Here is a 13,166-nt window from a genome sequence, read left to right on the forward strand (position 1 = left end):
GGCCATGGCCAGCCGCACGGACCTGCTCGACCGCCTCCAGGCGGCACTTGCCCGCCCCGGCGTGGACGGCATCCTGGCCTCGCCCGACGTGCTGGAGGACCTGCTCCTGCTGGGCGCGCTGGAGAACAAGCTGGCCTTCGGCTCCATGAACAGGGGCGGCCTGCAGGGCTCGGTCTTCGAGCTGGACGACCGCTTCACCGGCTTCGACGCGGCCTCGATCGACGCGATGCGCCTGGACGGCGGCAAGATGCTCTGCCGCATCGACCCGAACGACCACGCGACCGTGTCGACTCTGGAGTCCTGCGCCCGCGCGGTCACGGACCTGGCCCGCCACCGCCTGATGGCCATGGTGGAGCCCTTCTGGTCGATGCGCACGGAGTCGGGGGCCGTCCGCAACGACCTGTCTCCCGAGGCCGTGATCCGCGCGATCAGCGTCGCCCAGGCGCTCGGCGCGACCTCGGCGTACACCTGGCTCAAGATCCCGGCCGTGGCGGAGATGGAGCGCGTGATGGCCGCCACCACGCTCCCCGCCCTGCTGCTCGGCGGGGACCCGCCGGACATCGACGCCGCCTACGCCGACTGGCACCGCGCCCTCGCCCTTCCCGGGGTCCGGGGCCTCGTGGTGGGCCGCGCCCTGCTCTATCCGCCGGACGACGACGTGGCGACCGCGGTGGACGGCGCCGCGGCCCTGGTTCGGGAGGCTCACAAATGACCTACATTCCGTACGGCAAGGCCGCCACCGGCCCGTGGTCGGTGGAGATCACTCCGGCCCTGGCGGGCTGGACGTACTCGGGCCTGCGCATCGTGGACCTGACGGACGCCCCTGTCTCCTTCGACACGGGCGACGAGGAGATGCTGGTCCTCCCGCTCTCGGGCTCCTGCACGGTGACGATCCCGGCCGATACGTTCGTGCTGGCGGGCAGGCGTTCGGTGTTCGACGGGCCGAGTGACTTCGCCTACATCCCGATCGGCACCCACGTGACCCTTGAGGGCGCCGGACGGATCGCCCTGCCCTCGGCCCGCGCCACCCGCGCCCTCGAGCCGCGTTATGTGGCCGCGGCCGAGGTCTCGGTCGAGATCCGCGGCGCCGGCCAGGCCACCCGCCAGGTGAACAACTTCGCCTCCCCCGACGCCTTCGACTGCCACAAGCTCATGGCCGTGGAGGTCCTCACCCCGGGCGGCAACTGGTCGTCGTACCCGCCGCACAAACACGACACCGATAATCCGGGCGAGGCGGTCCTGGAGGAGATCTACTACTTCGAGGTGAACGACCAGGGCATCGGATACCAGCGCGTCTACTCCTCGGAGCGCGGCCACATCGACACCCTGGCCGAGGTCTCCTCGGGCGACGTCGTCCTGGTCCCGTACGGCTACCACGGCCCCTCCATGGCCGCCCCCGGCTACGACCTGTACTACCTGAACGTCCTGGCGGGCCCGGCGGAGCAGCGTTCGATGGCGTTCTGCGACGACCCGCGCCACGCCTGGATCCGCTCCTCCTGGGAAGCTCAGCCCACCGACTCCAGACTGCCGTTCGGGAGGACCTCATGACTCAGTTGACCGTCGCGCAGGCCGTCGTACGCTTCCTGGCCCAGCAGTGGAGCGAGCGCGACGGAGTCGAGCACAGGTTCTTCGGCGGCGTCTGCGGCATCTTCGGCCACGGCAACGTCGCCGGGCTCGGCCAGGCGCTGGCCACCTCCACCGAGGACCTCCCCTACCACCTGAGCCGCAACGAGCAGGCCATGGTCCACACGGCCGCCGCCTACGCCCGGGCCTCCAACCGCCTGGCCACCCTGGCCTGCACCACCTCCATCGGTCCCGGCGCGACCAACATGATCACCGGCGCGGCCGGCGCGACGATCAACCGGCTGCCGGTGCTGCTGCTGCCCGGCGACATCTTCTCCACCCGCGTGGCGGGCCCGGTGCTGCAGGAGCTGGAGGATCAGCGCTCGTACGACATCTCCGTCAACGACTGCTTCAAGCCGGTCTCCCGCTACTGGGACCGGATCAACCGTCCCGAGCAGCTACCGTCCGCGCTGCTGGCCGCCATGCGCGTGCTGACCGACCCCGCCGAGACCGGCGCGGTGACGCTGGCGCTCCCGCAGGACGTGCAGGCGGAGGCGTACGACTGGCCGGACGAGCTGTTCGCGCGCCGCGTGTGGCACATCCCCAGGCCCGGCCCCGAGCGGGCCGCCGTGTTCAGGGCGGCCCAGCTGGTCAAGTCGGCCGAGCGTCCGCTGATCGTGGCGGGCGGCGGGACGATCTACAGCGAGGCCACGGAGCAGCTGCGGATCTTCGCCGAGACGTACGGCATCCCGGTGGCCGAGACGCAGGCCGGCAAGGGCGCGCTCCCGTACGGGCACCCGCTCGCCATGGGGGCGATCGGCGCCACCGGCACCACGGCGGCCAACGCGCTGGCCCGCGAGGCCGACCTGATCATCGGAGTCGGCACCCGCTACAGCGACTTCACCACGGCCTCCCGCACGATCTTCGCGCCGGATGCCCGGTTCCTGAACCTCAACATCACCGCCTTCGACGCCGCCAAGCTGTCGGGCATGCAGCTCGTGGCCGACGCCCGCGAGGGGCTGGCGGACCTGGTCGAGGCGTTCGCGGGCTGGAGCGGCCCGCCGGACGCCTACCGCGTGCGGGCCGCCGAGCTGACCCGGGTGTGGGACGCGGCCGTGGACCACGCGTACGCGCTGGAGGGCTCCCCGCTGCCCCAGTCAGCGGTGATCGGCGCGGTCAACGCCGCGGCGGGCGACGACGGCGTGGTGGTGTGCGCGGCCGGTTCGATGCCCGGCGACCTGCACAAGCTCTGGCGCCCGAGCGGCCCGGGAAGCTACCACGTCGAGTACGGCTACTCCTGCATGGGCTACGAGATCGCCGGCGGCCTGGGCGTCAAGATGGCGGCGCCGGAGCGCGAGGTGTTCGTCATGGTGGGCGACGGCTCGTACCTGATGATGTCCCAGGAGCTCGTCACGGCGATCTCCGAGGGGATCAAGCTGATCGTCGTCCTGGTGGACAACTCCGGCTTCGCCTCCATCGGACGACTGTCGGAGAGCGTCGGCGCGGAGCGGCTCGGCACCTCGTACCGGCACCTCGACGGCGGCCCGCTGCCGGTCGACCTCGCCGCCAACGCGGCCAGCCTCGGCGCGTCGGTGCTGCGTCCCGAGTCGGTCTCCGACCTGCGCAAGGCGCTCGACGCGGCGCGCTCGGCGAGCGAGACCACGGTGATCTACGTCCGAACCGACCCGATGGCGGACGACGCCCCCACCTCTGAGGCGTGGTGGGACGTGCCCGTGGCTGCGGTCGGCACGACGGACGCGACCCAGGCGGCACGGGAGACGTACGAGGTGAACAAGCTCTCCCAGCGTCCCCACATCACTCCGCCCGGCTGACCAGGATTGCCGCCGAGCCCTCTGGGGAACGCCTCTGACCAGGCAGAACAGGGGGCAGGGGATGAGGCCGTGGCGGCTGCTCGGTTGGGTCGCGCTGATCGCGGTGGCCGGCTTCTGCCTCTATCACGTGCGCACGGTGGTGGTCTCGATCGTCATCGGCGTGTTCATCACGTCGCTGCTCCTGCCCGCTGCCCGCTGGCTCAGGTCACGCGGGCTGAACCGCGCCCTGTCCACCGTGATCGTCTTCGTGGGCGGCCTCCTGCTGGCGGCGGGCCTGTTCGCGCTGGTGGTGCCGCCCACCATTGACAGCGTGTCCGAGCTGCGGACCAGCTTCGGCAAGCTGCTCGACAACCTGCACCAGCTGACCGCCAGGTACGGCCTCGATCCGCGGCGGCTCGCGGCGCAGGCCAAGGACTACCTGACAGGCCAGGGCCGCCAGATCACCACCGGCGCGCTGGCCGGGGTCAGGACGGTGGGCGAGATCGTCGTCGGGGCGGTGCTCGCGGTCATCCTGTCGGTGTACTTCGTGCACGGCGGCGACCGGCTCTTCCACTGGGCCGTGGACCTCGCGCCCGCCTCGGCCAGGGAACGCCTCACCGAGGCCGGTCACCTGGTCATCACCGTGATCGGCCGCTACATCCGCGGGATCGCGATGGTGGGCGCGGTGGACGCGCTCTTCATCGGTTCGGCCCTGTGGCTCCTGGGAGTGCCGATCGCGTTGCCGCTGGCGGTGCTGACGTTCGTCGGGGCGTACCTGCCGGTGGTGGGCGCGTTCACGGCGGGACTGCTGGCCGCGGTGGTGGCGTTCGTGGCCAAGGGCTGGCTGGTGGCGCTCATCGTGGTCGGGGTGACCGTGGCGGTGCAGCAGATCGAGGGGCACGTGCTGGCCCCGCAGATCTACGGCAGGGCCCTGGACCTGCCCGGAGCGATCATCCTGCTCGCCATCGCGGTGGGCAGCCTGATCGCGGGCATCATAGGCGCGTTCCTGGCCGCCCCGGTGGCGGGAGTGATCGTGGCCCTGCTGCGGAACTCGAGAGGCCCGGCCGATCATGCGGAGGTCAAGACGCCTCCCACGCGCCCGCAGCCCCCTCCAACGACTCCAGCGACCAGGTGAGCCGCCCGGCCCGCAGGTCCTCGATGACGGCACGGAGCCACCGGTCCTCCGCGGCCGTCATCTCACGCAGGTATTCGACCTCCAGCATGGTGACGCGCGGCAGGCCGGCTTCGGCGGCCAGGGCCGCGTCCAGTCCGGCCAGCGTCTGGGCGACCGCCTGCTCGCGCCGCTCGAATATCTCCGCCAGCTCTTCCGGGGCGAGCAGGAGAGCGTTCGCCAGTGCCGCGGGGAACTGCGGGAACTCCTGCTTGGGCGTGCTGAGCATCTCGTCCAGCCACTTGCGCAACGCCGCCTCGCCCTCGGCGGTGAGCTCGTAGACCGTGCGCTCGGGGTACTGCTGGTCGCGCCCCGTCTCGCGGACCCTGATCAGGCCGCCCTCCAGCAGCCGGTCGATGGTCCGGTAGAGGCCGGCCCGCTGGCCGACGTTGACCACCAGATCTTTGCCCCACTGCTTGAGCAGGCGCTGGATGCCGTACGGATGCAGCGGCTGGTAGCGCAGGAGGGCCAGCACGGTCAGAGCGAGCGGCGAGCCGCGGTCGAGAGCCATGCACCAATACTAGCCCCAAAGTTACTAGTTGACGAAGGACTAGTTTCAGTGCAACTATCGAGCCATGAGCGATGTTGAGCGAATCCACACCGACCACGCAGACACCAAGCGTCTGGGCAACTGGACCACCGCGGGCCGCTTCGAGGTCCGCAACCGTTACGGCAAGAGCACCATCGACCTGCGCTCCCCCGGTCTGCCCGACGAGGTGGAGGTCCGGCTGGACCTCGACCACGGCGTGGTCAAGCTGCTGGTTCCCGATGACGCCACCGTCGACCATTGGGACCTGCAGTGGACCGGCAGAGGCAAGGTCAAGGACTATGAGGCGCCCACCGAGGGCTCCGGGCGGCGGATCCGCCTGGTCGGCACGGCCGCCACGAGCGAGGTCCGCGTCCAGCGCCGCGGTGTCGCGATCATCACCGCGATGATGTCCCGCGAGTACTTCCGCGACGTCCGCCAGGCCCAGAAGAACCGCACCCACCCCACGGTCGACGACCCCGCGCGCAACCTGGAGACCGCATCGTGCAAGACGTCCCGGTCCTGATCGTCGGGGGCGGCTACGCGGGTCTTGCCTCAGCGCTCTTCCTCTCCCACCAGGGCGTGCCCTGCCTGCTGGTCGACCGCCACCCCGGCGCGTCGATCCTGGGCAGGGCAAGGGGGATCAACCCGCGCACCCTCGAGATCTACCGGCCGCTCGGCCTGGAGCAGCGCGTGATGGAGGCGGGCCGGCCCTTCGAGGAGGAGGCCGGCGTGGCCCGCTGCGCGACGCTGGTGGACGAGTGGCATTGGTTGTTCGGCGACGAGTTCCCGCGGGCGCTGCCCGAGCTGACCGCCGGCGAGTTCTGCATGGCCGACCAGAGCACGGTCGAGCCGATCCTCATCGAGGCCGCCCGCGCCCGGGGCGCGGAGCTGTGGTTCGGCACACAGTGCCAGTCGATCGAGCCCGACGACGACGGCGTGACGGCCGTGGTGGACAACCGCGCCACCGGCGAGCGGCGCACGATCAGGGCCCAGTACGTGATCGGCGCCGACGGCTACGGCGGCGCCATCAGGGAGCGGCTCGGCATCGCCCGCAGCGGCCTCGGCCCCCTGCGCCACTTCGTGACCTTCGTCTTCAAAGCAGACCTGTCTGACATCATCACCAAGCGGGCCCTGTTCTGGATGATCGGCGCACCCGGCAGCCCGGTCTCAGGAGGATTCGTCTCCCACGCGATGCGCGACCACTGGGGCCTGTCCCTGATGTACGACCCGCGCGAGGAATCGCCCGACGACTTCACCGACGAGCGCTGCGTCACCGCCGCCAAGGCTCTCATCGGCCGCGACGTACCGGTCGAGCTGGTCAGCAAGGCGTCGTGGACGGAGGCGGTCGGCGTGGCCGACAGCTACCGTTCCGGCCGGGTCTTCCTCGCCGGGGACGCCGCGCACGTGTGGCCGCCGGCCCAGGCGCTGGGCGCCAACTCGGCAGTCCAGGACGCGCACAACCTGGCCTGGAAACTCGCGGCGGTGCTCGCGGGGCGGGCCTCGGACGCGCTGCTCGACACGTACGAGGCCGAGCGCCGGCCGGTGGCGCTGGAGCTGGCCGACCTGACCGTACGCAGCCAGAACGCCAGGTTCAGCCCCACTCCCGAGGAAGACCCGATGGACCCGATCACGTCCATCCTCGGCCAGCGGTACGCCTCCACGGCGATGATCGGGGCCGCGCCAGGCCCGGTGTTCGGCGACGGGGTGTCACAGCACGCGCGCCCCGGCGCCCGGGCACCGCACCTCTGGCTGGACATGGACGGGCGGCGGATCGGCGTGCACGACCTGTTCCACGACTCGTTCGTGCTGCTGTGCGGGCCCGGCGGGGATTCGTGGGCGCGGGCGACGGTCGAGGGGGTGCGGGCGTACCGGGTCGGGCCGGACCTGATCGACGTGGAGGGCCGCTGGGAGTCCCGCTACGGCTGCGACGCCGTCCTGGTCCGCCCGGACGGATACGTGGCCTGGCGCTCCGACACACCCGAGCCAGGGGACGGCGGCACGCCCGCGGCGCGCCTGGAGAGCGCCCTCCACCGGATCCTCCACTGACACCGCCCCGGGAACCGGGCCCCCGACTCCCCCAACGGCCCCCGGCTCGCACGCCGGAGGTCAGAGGGGGAGCTCCAGCTCCAGCTCGTGCCGGATCGGGATGCCGTCGGCCTCGGCGGGGATGCTGGGCTTGAGCTTCCGCGCGCGGTCCACGCCGTGCCTGTGCAGGGCGACCAGGTCGAAGCCGTAGCGCTGGTAGAAGCGCAGCGCGTGGGTGTTGTCATTGGTGGTGATCAGCCAGAGCCTGGCCGCCCCGCGCTCGGTGGCCACGGCGCGTACCGCGTCGAGCAGCGTGGCGCCGACCCCCTTGCCGGGGATCACGGCGTTGATCGTGATGATCTCCACGGAGTCGCCGCGCTGCGCGTAGGTGATGATCCCGGCCAGCTCGCCATCGAGCTCGGCGACGAAACCGGGCTGGGCGGCGGCGTCGACCAGTTCGCCGCGGCCCATCGCGACCACCGTGGAGCCGCCCCAGCTCTCGGTCAACACCCAGGTCACGTCAGCGAGATCTTGTGGCTCGACAGCACGCACGGACATCGCCATGGGCATCATTATGGGACCTATGCGATGGGCAACGTTCGACTGTTTCGGGACACTTGTTGACTGGCGGCACGGGATCCGCACCAGCGCCGACCTGATCGCGCCGGGCCAAGGGGCGCGGCTGCTGGAGGCGTACAACCGGCACGAGCACGTCGTGCAGGCCGAATCTCCGGCGCTCCGCTACCGCCATGTGATGGCCGAGGCACTCCGCAGGGCCTGCGCCGACGAGAAGGTGGAGCTCAACGAGGACGACGCCTCGGTGCTGGGCACCACGCTCCCGTACTGGCCGGTCTTCCCTGAGGTCGGCGCCGAGCTGTCGGCGCTGCGCGCGGCGGGCTGGCACCTGGCGCTGCTCACCAACTGCGACCGCGACCTCGTCGCCGAGACACGCCGGCGGCTGCCCGTGCCGTTCGACGCGGTGGTGACGTCGGAGGACGTGGGCGCCTACAAGCCGTCCGACGCGCACTTCGAGGCGTTCAGGTGCTCGTACGAGCCGACGACATGGGTGCATGTGGCGCAGAGCTATTTCCACGACATGGTCCCCGCGCACCGGCTGGACATCCCGCGGGTGTGGATCAACCGCCAGGGTGAACGTCCCGAGCACGAGAAGATCATCCAGCAGGTCCTGCCCGACCTCGGCGGGCTGCTGGCGGCAGTCGAGAACGCCTAGAATCACCGCACGTCAGACGTCGCGTCAACCACGCTCAAGGACCTGGAATGGGAGAACTTCCACCTGGTCGAAGGCGATGTAGCAGTTGGCCGATCCCAGCGACCGGCCGATCGCCTTCGAGCGTCGGCGTCCCTCACCCTGCCGGTAGTGCCCGTCGCAGCGGTTCGTGCGGCAGCGCCGTGCGGTCGGTGGCGGTGCCGAGGGCCTGAACGTCGGGCCCGGTCGAGCCACCGTACGTGGCGATCTTGTACTCGATCGCCGTGAGGGAGAGGGTCAGCTCACGGATCCGGCGGCGGGTGGTGTCGCGATGTTCGAGCAGCATGTCGAGCCGCTCGGGCACCGTGTGCTCCCCCGCGTCGACGAGCGAGATGTAGTGCTGCAGATCGCGCATCGGCATACCGGACAGCCGCATCCGGGTGATGAACACCAGGCGCCGCACCGCTTTGGCGTCGTAGACGCGATGACCGTTGCTGTCGCGGGCCACCTCAACCAGCCCGGCACGCTCGTAGTAGCGCAGCGTGTGGGGCGAGATGTCGAGGAGGTCGGCGACCTCAGCGATCACCATCGACTCGGGCACGTCGGCCAGCTCGGTGAGGCGGTGGATCGCCTCAACCGACGGCGGGCCGTCGGTCCCGAGCGTTTGGAGCGCCCTGGTCATCAGATCGTCGGTGGCCATGACAGCCAGCCTAGATCGGCCGGACCGATGCCGGGACACCCTCGAAGTCGGCGCTGCGGGCGGTCTCGGCCCACCGCTCGACCTCGTCCAGGCCACGCCGGTACACACCTGAGATCCGCTCGACCGCCTCGCGCCCGAGCGGCAGCCGCAGCGGCACCTCGTCACTGTGCGCGAGGGACACGATGATCTCGGCCGCCCGCGCCGGATCACCTTCCTGGAGGCCGTCGGCCCCGGCCATGTCCGCGCGGACGGCGGCGAGCACGTCACGGTAGGTATCCGACGCTTCGGCGAACTCGAGCACGTCGCCCGCGTTGAAATCGGTCCGGAACCGGCTGGGCTCGACGATCATCACGCGGATCCCGAACGGCGCGACCTCCCCAGCCAGGGCCTCGGACCAGCCTTCGAGGGCGAACTTCGACGCGGAGTACGTCGACACGCCGGGGAACGACATCCGCCCGCCCTGGCTGCTCATCTGCACGATCGTCCCGGCGCCCCGCGCGCGCATCGCGGGCAGCGCCGCGCGGACGAGCGCGGCAGGGCCGAACAGGTGCAGATCCATCAGCTCACGCAACTGCGCGTCGCCGACCTCCTCGACCGCTCCGACCACGGCCCGGCCCGCGTTGTTGACGAGCACGTCGAGCTGACCGAAGCGGTCGAGGGTGTCCCGCACGAGGTCGGCGGCCGCGGCGATGTCCCGGGCGTCGAACTTCGCGATCAGGCAGTTGTCCGGGTACTTGTGCTCCAGTTCGGCCACACTCTCGGGCCGGCGCACCGCCGCCACCACGTGGTCGCCCGCCGCGAGCGCCGACTCCGCCAGTGCGCGCCCGAAACCGCGGGACGCGCCGGTGATGATCCAGGTCTGTGTCGTCATGTCGGGAACGCTATGGTTTCGAGCGCGCTCGAACGCAAACTGGCGCGTTCACGAACAGGTCACGCACGGGGCGCCGCTTTGATCGTGGCCGGGGCAGACCGCCGCTTGTCGGATCGGCCCGGCCGGTCAGCGGTGCGCCTGATGGTCGAGCACGCGGGCCATCAGTTGGGGCAGCCGCCGGCGCTCACCGGGGTCCTGGGCCCGTACGGCATGGCCCTTCCCGCCCATAGCTGCGATCGATCGCGCACCTCCGCCCGAGTTCGGCCTGGCTCGAGGGACCGAACTCCTCCAACGTGGCCAGGAGGGCGTAGTGGTAGCGCCGTGCGCCGGCCATGTCGAGCGCCTCGCTCACCAAGCGCGCGGCATGCGTGGCGGTCTGGGTGATCAGCCGGCCGGCGCTCATGCTTCTCGCCCCCTTCACCGGCGGAGACGCTCCGTTGCATCTCGGACGTCGCCTCGGATCCGGGACACCGTCACTGGGGCACGGTCCAAGACGGGCGTTCATTGAGCGTCTTGACGTCCATATCGGCGATTATCTTGTGGGCGTCCGCCATCCTGGACAGCTCCTGCGCCGTGATCACCTCCCTGATGTCAGAAAAACCGCCGGGCGCCCGTTGTTCGACCAGCTTGACGGTTTCGTCCACCGGGAACCGCCGACTGGCCAGGACGAGATCGGTAGTCGCCGTCCGGCGTCGGCTTTCGTATTCGGCCAAACCCTTGACCGGATCGCCGGCATGCGCGAGCGCCATGGCCAAGAACCGCGCATCCAGAACCGCCTGCGAACCACCGTTGGAACCCACCGGATACATCGGATGCGCCGCATCTCCCACCAGCGTCACACGGGCGACGCCCCAAAGGGGCAGTGGATCCCTGTCCACCATCGGGTATTCCAGGACTTGACCGGCCCCGGCGATCAGCGCCGGCACGTCCAGGAAAGGCAGACGCCACCCGGCGAAATGCGGGAGCACGTCATCAAGCCGCCCCTCACGCCGCCAGTCTGCCTTGGCCACCGCCGGCCCCGGCTCGGCCACCCGCACCTCGGCCACCCAGTTCACCAGCGCCCGCCCCCGCGCGCGGGTCTGCGCGCATATCGGGTACGCCACGATCTTGGCCGCGTCGTCGGCCCCGGCGACCACCATGGAGGCCCCGTCGAGACATGACTCCAACTCCGTGATGCCCCGCCACATCGTGATTCCGCTCCATCGCAGCGGATCGCCGTCCGGATGCAGCCGCGCCCTGACCGTTGAGTGGAGGCCGTCGGCGCCGACCAGCACATCTGCCGTCCGCACCACCGTCCGGCCGGTGGCCACCTCGCGCAGCCGTACCCCCACCGGCTCCGCACCGGCTTCTCCCGCCCCGTACTCGAAGTCTTCAAAGGCCACGCCGAGGCTCACCGCATCCGGGCCCAGCCGCTCCAGCACTGTATCGAGGAGGATCATCTGCAGGCGGCCACGGTGAATGGAGTACTGCGGCCAGTGGTATCCCGCGTTCCGACCGCGCGGAAGTGTGAGAACCACGTCGCCATGCCGGTTGGTGTAGATCAGGGCGTTCGTCGGTATCCCAGTCCCCTCCAGTGCTTCGCTGAGGCCTAGCTCCACCAGTTCCCGCACCGCGTGCGGCTGCAGGTTGATGCCGACCCCCAGCGGCCGCAGGTCCGGCACCGCCTCCACGATCGCGCAGTCGATCCCTGCGGCGTGCAGGCTGAGCGCCGTCGTAAGCCCTCCGATGCCGGCACCGATGACCAGTGCATTCATGCCAGGTCAGTGCCCTGGAGTTAGGAAGTCATACCGCGTCTCCCGGGAGACGCAGCCGGGCCGTACCGGAGTAGGGTCTTGCGCCGTCGCATGGCCATCAGGTGCATCCAGGCGGGTTTCCCGTGGCGCTGGTCAGCTCTGCGAACCACCGCTCGCCAGCTTCAGCCAGGATGATCCGGTGGGCGTGAAGTGCAGACGGAACCGTGGGTGGGCCGGTAACCACTTCTTCTTGTGGGTGCCGTGGTTGTCGCAGATCAGGTGGGCGGGGACCTCGCGGTCGAGATGGTGAGGAACTTCTTGAACTCCACCGTCCGGCGCCGGCGATGCAGTGAGCCGAGGGCCTTCCCGGTGACCGTGTCGAGAGCCTCGAACAGCGTGGTGGTACCCGAGCGCACGTAATGGTGACTGCGACGCTCAGGACATCAGTTGCGCTGCTCCAGCACGTCCGCGATGCCCGCGAGGAAGGAGTCCACGTCCGAGATCAGGTAGCCGGACCTGAACAGCACGGTCGAGAACTTCGTCTCCCGCACATCCTTGGCCGTCACGGGGAACTCGGTCGTCCCGCGCAGGGTGGCCACGATGCGGTCGAGGAAGACGTCGATCTCGTCCTCGTTGTAGCCGGTGCCCATGCGGCCCGGGCGGAAGGCCACCCGTTCGACGCGGGCCGCCTGGGTCTCGAACCACTCCTCGCGCAGCATCTCGCCGGTCGGCTCGGCCATGGCCAGCCGTACCGGCCGCTTGGCCTGGGTCTCCAGCGCCACCACGAACGCCTCCAGAGCGAAGTCGACCGCGGTCTCGTGATAGCCGCCGCGCTTGGCGCGGAACGTAGCCCGGCGCACTTCGTCGGCCGTGACGGGCGCCATGGCGTGCGGGCCCCTGCCGAGCGTCGACTCGATCCGCCCGATCAGGGCGTCGACCTCGGCGGGGTCATAGCCTGAACGCATACCAATGACGCGCGGAAAGCGATTCAAGCCCACTCCTTTGAGAACGTGCTGGGGGTGCCTCCATTGTGAGGCTCTTTATCACGACGATGCGACCTGACATATAGCGTTGCAGGATCATGCAGCTGTCGAAGGTCTCTTTCCGCTACCGAAGGCGTGGTCCTTTAGTCATCCAGGACGCCGACGCGCAGCTCGCCCGCGGCGACGTGATCGAGCTGACCGGCATGAACGGGGCAGGCAAGTCGACCCTGCTCCGGCTCCTGTCCGGCCTGGCCCGGCCGACCGCGGGCACGATCACCGGCCGCCCGGAGGTCGTCGGCTTCGCTCCCGACCGGTTCCCCACCGCCCAGCCGTTCACGGTGACCGCCTACCTCCGCCATATGGCCCAGGTACGGAGCGGCGCCCGCTGGGAGCCGTGGACCGAGCGCCTGAACATGGGCCACCTCCTCGACGTCCCCCTGGGCGAGCTGTCGAAGGGCAGCGCGCACAAGGTCGGCCTGGTCCAGGCGCTGATGGCCGAGCCGGGGCTGCTGATCCTGGACGAGCCGTTCGCCGGGCTCGACGCCGACACCCGCGAGGCGCTGCCCTCGGTCG

General features: G+C 70.3%; 15 protein-coding genes and 1 pseudogene. 8 read left to right on the forward strand and 8 right to left on the reverse strand.

Annotation, left to right across the window (positions count from 1 at the left end; all coding sequences use genetic code 11):
* The 4 genes from AB0J09_RS38040 to AB0J09_RS38055 form a co-directional block, all read left to right on the forward strand.
* The coding region (locus AB0J09_RS38040) for a deoxyribose-phosphate aldolase (protein ID WP_360701931.1) at nucleotides 1–712 on the forward strand (712 nt) is incomplete at its 5' end.
* On the forward strand, nucleotides 709–1,548 hold the full coding sequence (iolB, locus tag AB0J09_RS38045) for a 5-deoxy-glucuronate isomerase (RefSeq protein WP_360701934.1): 840 nt from the start codon (nucleotides 709–711) through the stop codon (nucleotides 1,546–1,548). The genes AB0J09_RS38040 and iolB, both read left to right, overlap by 4 nt.
* Nucleotides 1,545–3,395 carry a 3D-(3,5/4)-trihydroxycyclohexane-1,2-dione acylhydrolase (decyclizing) gene (gene iolD / locus AB0J09_RS38050; RefSeq protein ID WP_360701937.1) on the forward strand — a complete coding sequence of 617 codons (1,851 nt, stop codon included), beginning with the start codon at nucleotides 1,545–1,547 and terminating at the stop codon, nucleotides 3,393–3,395. Before iolB ends, iolD begins: the two co-directional genes overlap by 4 nt.
* Nucleotides 3,396–3,456: 61 nt before the next feature.
* On the forward strand, nucleotides 3,457–4,509 hold the full coding sequence (locus AB0J09_RS38055; protein ID WP_360701940.1) for an AI-2E family transporter: 1,053 nt from the start codon (nucleotides 3,457–3,459) through the stop codon (nucleotides 4,507–4,509).
* On the opposite strand, the gene AB0J09_RS38060 is transcribed toward AB0J09_RS38055, so the two are convergent.
* Nucleotides 4,454–5,056, reverse strand: a complete 603-nt coding sequence (locus AB0J09_RS38060) for a PadR family transcriptional regulator (protein ID WP_360701943.1) — start codon at nucleotides 5,054–5,056, stop codon at nucleotides 4,454–4,456. The genes AB0J09_RS38055 and AB0J09_RS38060 overlap by 56 nt on opposite strands.
* Nucleotides 5,057–5,120: 64 nt before the next feature.
* Between AB0J09_RS38060 and AB0J09_RS38065 the strand changes: the two genes are divergently transcribed.
* Nucleotides 5,121–5,597, forward strand: a complete 477-nt coding sequence (locus AB0J09_RS38065; protein WP_360701944.1) for a hypothetical protein — start codon at nucleotides 5,121–5,123, stop codon at nucleotides 5,595–5,597.
* Nucleotides 5,576–7,120 (forward strand): FAD-dependent monooxygenase, encoded by a 1,545-nt coding sequence (locus AB0J09_RS38070; RefSeq protein ID WP_360701947.1) that lies wholly within the window; start codon nucleotides 5,576–5,578, stop codon nucleotides 7,118–7,120. The genes AB0J09_RS38065 and AB0J09_RS38070 overlap by 22 nt, the downstream gene beginning before the upstream one ends.
* Nucleotides 7,121–7,180: 60 nt before the next feature.
* Here the strand turns inward: AB0J09_RS38070 and AB0J09_RS38075 are convergent, their stop codons facing one another.
* On the reverse strand, nucleotides 7,181–7,663 hold the full coding sequence (locus tag AB0J09_RS38075; RefSeq protein ID WP_360701950.1) for a GNAT family N-acetyltransferase: 483 nt from the start codon (nucleotides 7,661–7,663) through the stop codon (nucleotides 7,181–7,183).
* 19 nt (nucleotides 7,664–7,682) lie between these two features.
* On the opposite strand from AB0J09_RS38075, the gene AB0J09_RS38080 reads away from it, so the two are divergent.
* A complete protein-coding gene (locus AB0J09_RS38080; protein WP_360701953.1) occupies nucleotides 7,683–8,330 on the forward strand; it encodes an HAD family hydrolase in 648 nt (215 codons plus the stop codon).
* A 133-nt stretch (nucleotides 8,331–8,463) separates the two neighbouring features.
* Here the strand turns inward: AB0J09_RS38080 and AB0J09_RS38085 are convergent, their stop codons facing one another.
* The 6 genes and pseudogenes from AB0J09_RS38085 to AB0J09_RS38110 form a co-directional block, all read right to left on the reverse strand.
* Complete coding sequence (locus AB0J09_RS38085) at nucleotides 8,464–9,006, reverse strand: MerR family transcriptional regulator (RefSeq protein ID WP_360701955.1); 543 nt, start codon at nucleotides 9,004–9,006, stop codon at nucleotides 8,464–8,466.
* 10 nt (nucleotides 9,007–9,016) lie between these two features.
* The gene (locus AB0J09_RS38090) at nucleotides 9,017–9,877 is read right to left on the reverse strand and encodes an SDR family NAD(P)-dependent oxidoreductase (RefSeq protein ID WP_360701958.1); all 861 of its coding nucleotides are present in this window, start codon (nucleotides 9,875–9,877) and stop codon (nucleotides 9,017–9,019) included.
* Between the two features lie 184 nt (nucleotides 9,878–10,061).
* Nucleotides 10,062–10,280 (reverse strand): hypothetical protein, encoded by a 219-nt coding sequence (locus AB0J09_RS38095; RefSeq protein WP_360701961.1) that lies wholly within the window; start codon nucleotides 10,278–10,280, stop codon nucleotides 10,062–10,064.
* Nucleotides 10,281–10,350: 70 nt separating this feature from the next.
* Complete coding sequence (locus AB0J09_RS38100; protein WP_360701963.1) at nucleotides 10,351–11,631, reverse strand: flavin-dependent oxidoreductase; 1,281 nt, start codon at nucleotides 11,629–11,631, stop codon at nucleotides 10,351–10,353.
* Nucleotides 11,632–11,761: 130 nt separating this feature from the next.
* Nucleotides 11,762–12,050: pseudogene (locus AB0J09_RS38105) on the reverse strand (transposase); the annotation flags it as partial.
* Between the two features lie 3 nt (nucleotides 12,051–12,053).
* Nucleotides 12,054–12,575 (reverse strand): DivIVA domain-containing protein, encoded by a 522-nt coding sequence (locus AB0J09_RS38110; RefSeq protein ID WP_360701965.1) that lies wholly within the window; start codon nucleotides 12,573–12,575, stop codon nucleotides 12,054–12,056.
* A gap of 116 nt (nucleotides 12,576–12,691) precedes the next feature.
* Between AB0J09_RS38110 and AB0J09_RS38115 the strand changes: the two genes are divergently transcribed.
* Nucleotides 12,692–13,166, forward strand: a 475-nt coding sequence (locus tag AB0J09_RS38115) for an ATP-binding cassette domain-containing protein (RefSeq protein ID WP_360701968.1), incomplete at its 3' end; no start/stop codon positions are given.

Origin of the sequence: Nonomuraea sp. NPDC049784, from assembly GCF_040659615.1 — a bacterium.
Taxonomy (GTDB): Bacteria; Actinomycetota; Actinomycetes; order Streptosporangiales; family Streptosporangiaceae; genus Nonomuraea.

Excerpts from the sequence above, each read along its gene's own strand:
- iolB (WP_360701934.1), top strand. The coding sequence starts at position 709 with ATGACCTACATTCCGTACGGCAAGGCCGCCACCGGCCCGTGGTCGGTG.
- iolD (WP_360701937.1), top strand. The coding sequence starts at position 1,545 with ATGACTCAGTTGACCGTCGCGCAGGCCGTCGTACGCTTCCTGGCCCAG.
- AB0J09_RS38055 (WP_360701940.1), top strand. The coding sequence starts at position 3,457 with ATGAGGCCGTGGCGGCTGCTCGGTTGGGTCGCGCTGATCGCGGTGGCC.
- AB0J09_RS38060 (WP_360701943.1), bottom strand. The coding sequence starts at position 5,056 with ATGGCTCTCGACCGCGGCTCGCCGCTCGCTCTGACCGTGCTGGCCCTC.
- AB0J09_RS38065 (WP_360701944.1), top strand. The coding sequence starts at position 5,121 with ATGAGCGATGTTGAGCGAATCCACACCGACCACGCAGACACCAAGCGT.
- AB0J09_RS38075 (WP_360701950.1), bottom strand. The coding sequence starts at position 7,663 with ATGGCGATGTCCGTGCGTGCTGTCGAGCCACAAGATCTCGCTGACGTG.
- AB0J09_RS38080 (WP_360701953.1), top strand. The coding sequence starts at position 7,683 with ATGCGATGGGCAACGTTCGACTGTTTCGGGACACTTGTTGACTGGCGG.
- AB0J09_RS38085 (WP_360701955.1), bottom strand. The coding sequence starts at position 9,006 with ATGGCCACCGACGATCTGATGACCAGGGCGCTCCAAACGCTCGGGACC.
- AB0J09_RS38090 (WP_360701958.1), bottom strand. The coding sequence starts at position 9,877 with ATGACGACACAGACCTGGATCATCACCGGCGCGTCCCGCGGTTTCGGG.
- AB0J09_RS38095 (WP_360701961.1), bottom strand. The coding sequence starts at position 10,280 with ATGAGCGCCGGCCGGCTGATCACCCAGACCGCCACGCATGCCGCGCGC.
- AB0J09_RS38100 (WP_360701963.1), bottom strand. The coding sequence starts at position 11,631 with ATGAATGCACTGGTCATCGGTGCCGGCATCGGAGGGCTTACGACGGCG.
- AB0J09_RS38110 (WP_360701965.1), bottom strand. The coding sequence starts at position 12,575 with ATGCGTTCAGGCTATGACCCCGCCGAGGTCGACGCCCTGATCGGGCGG.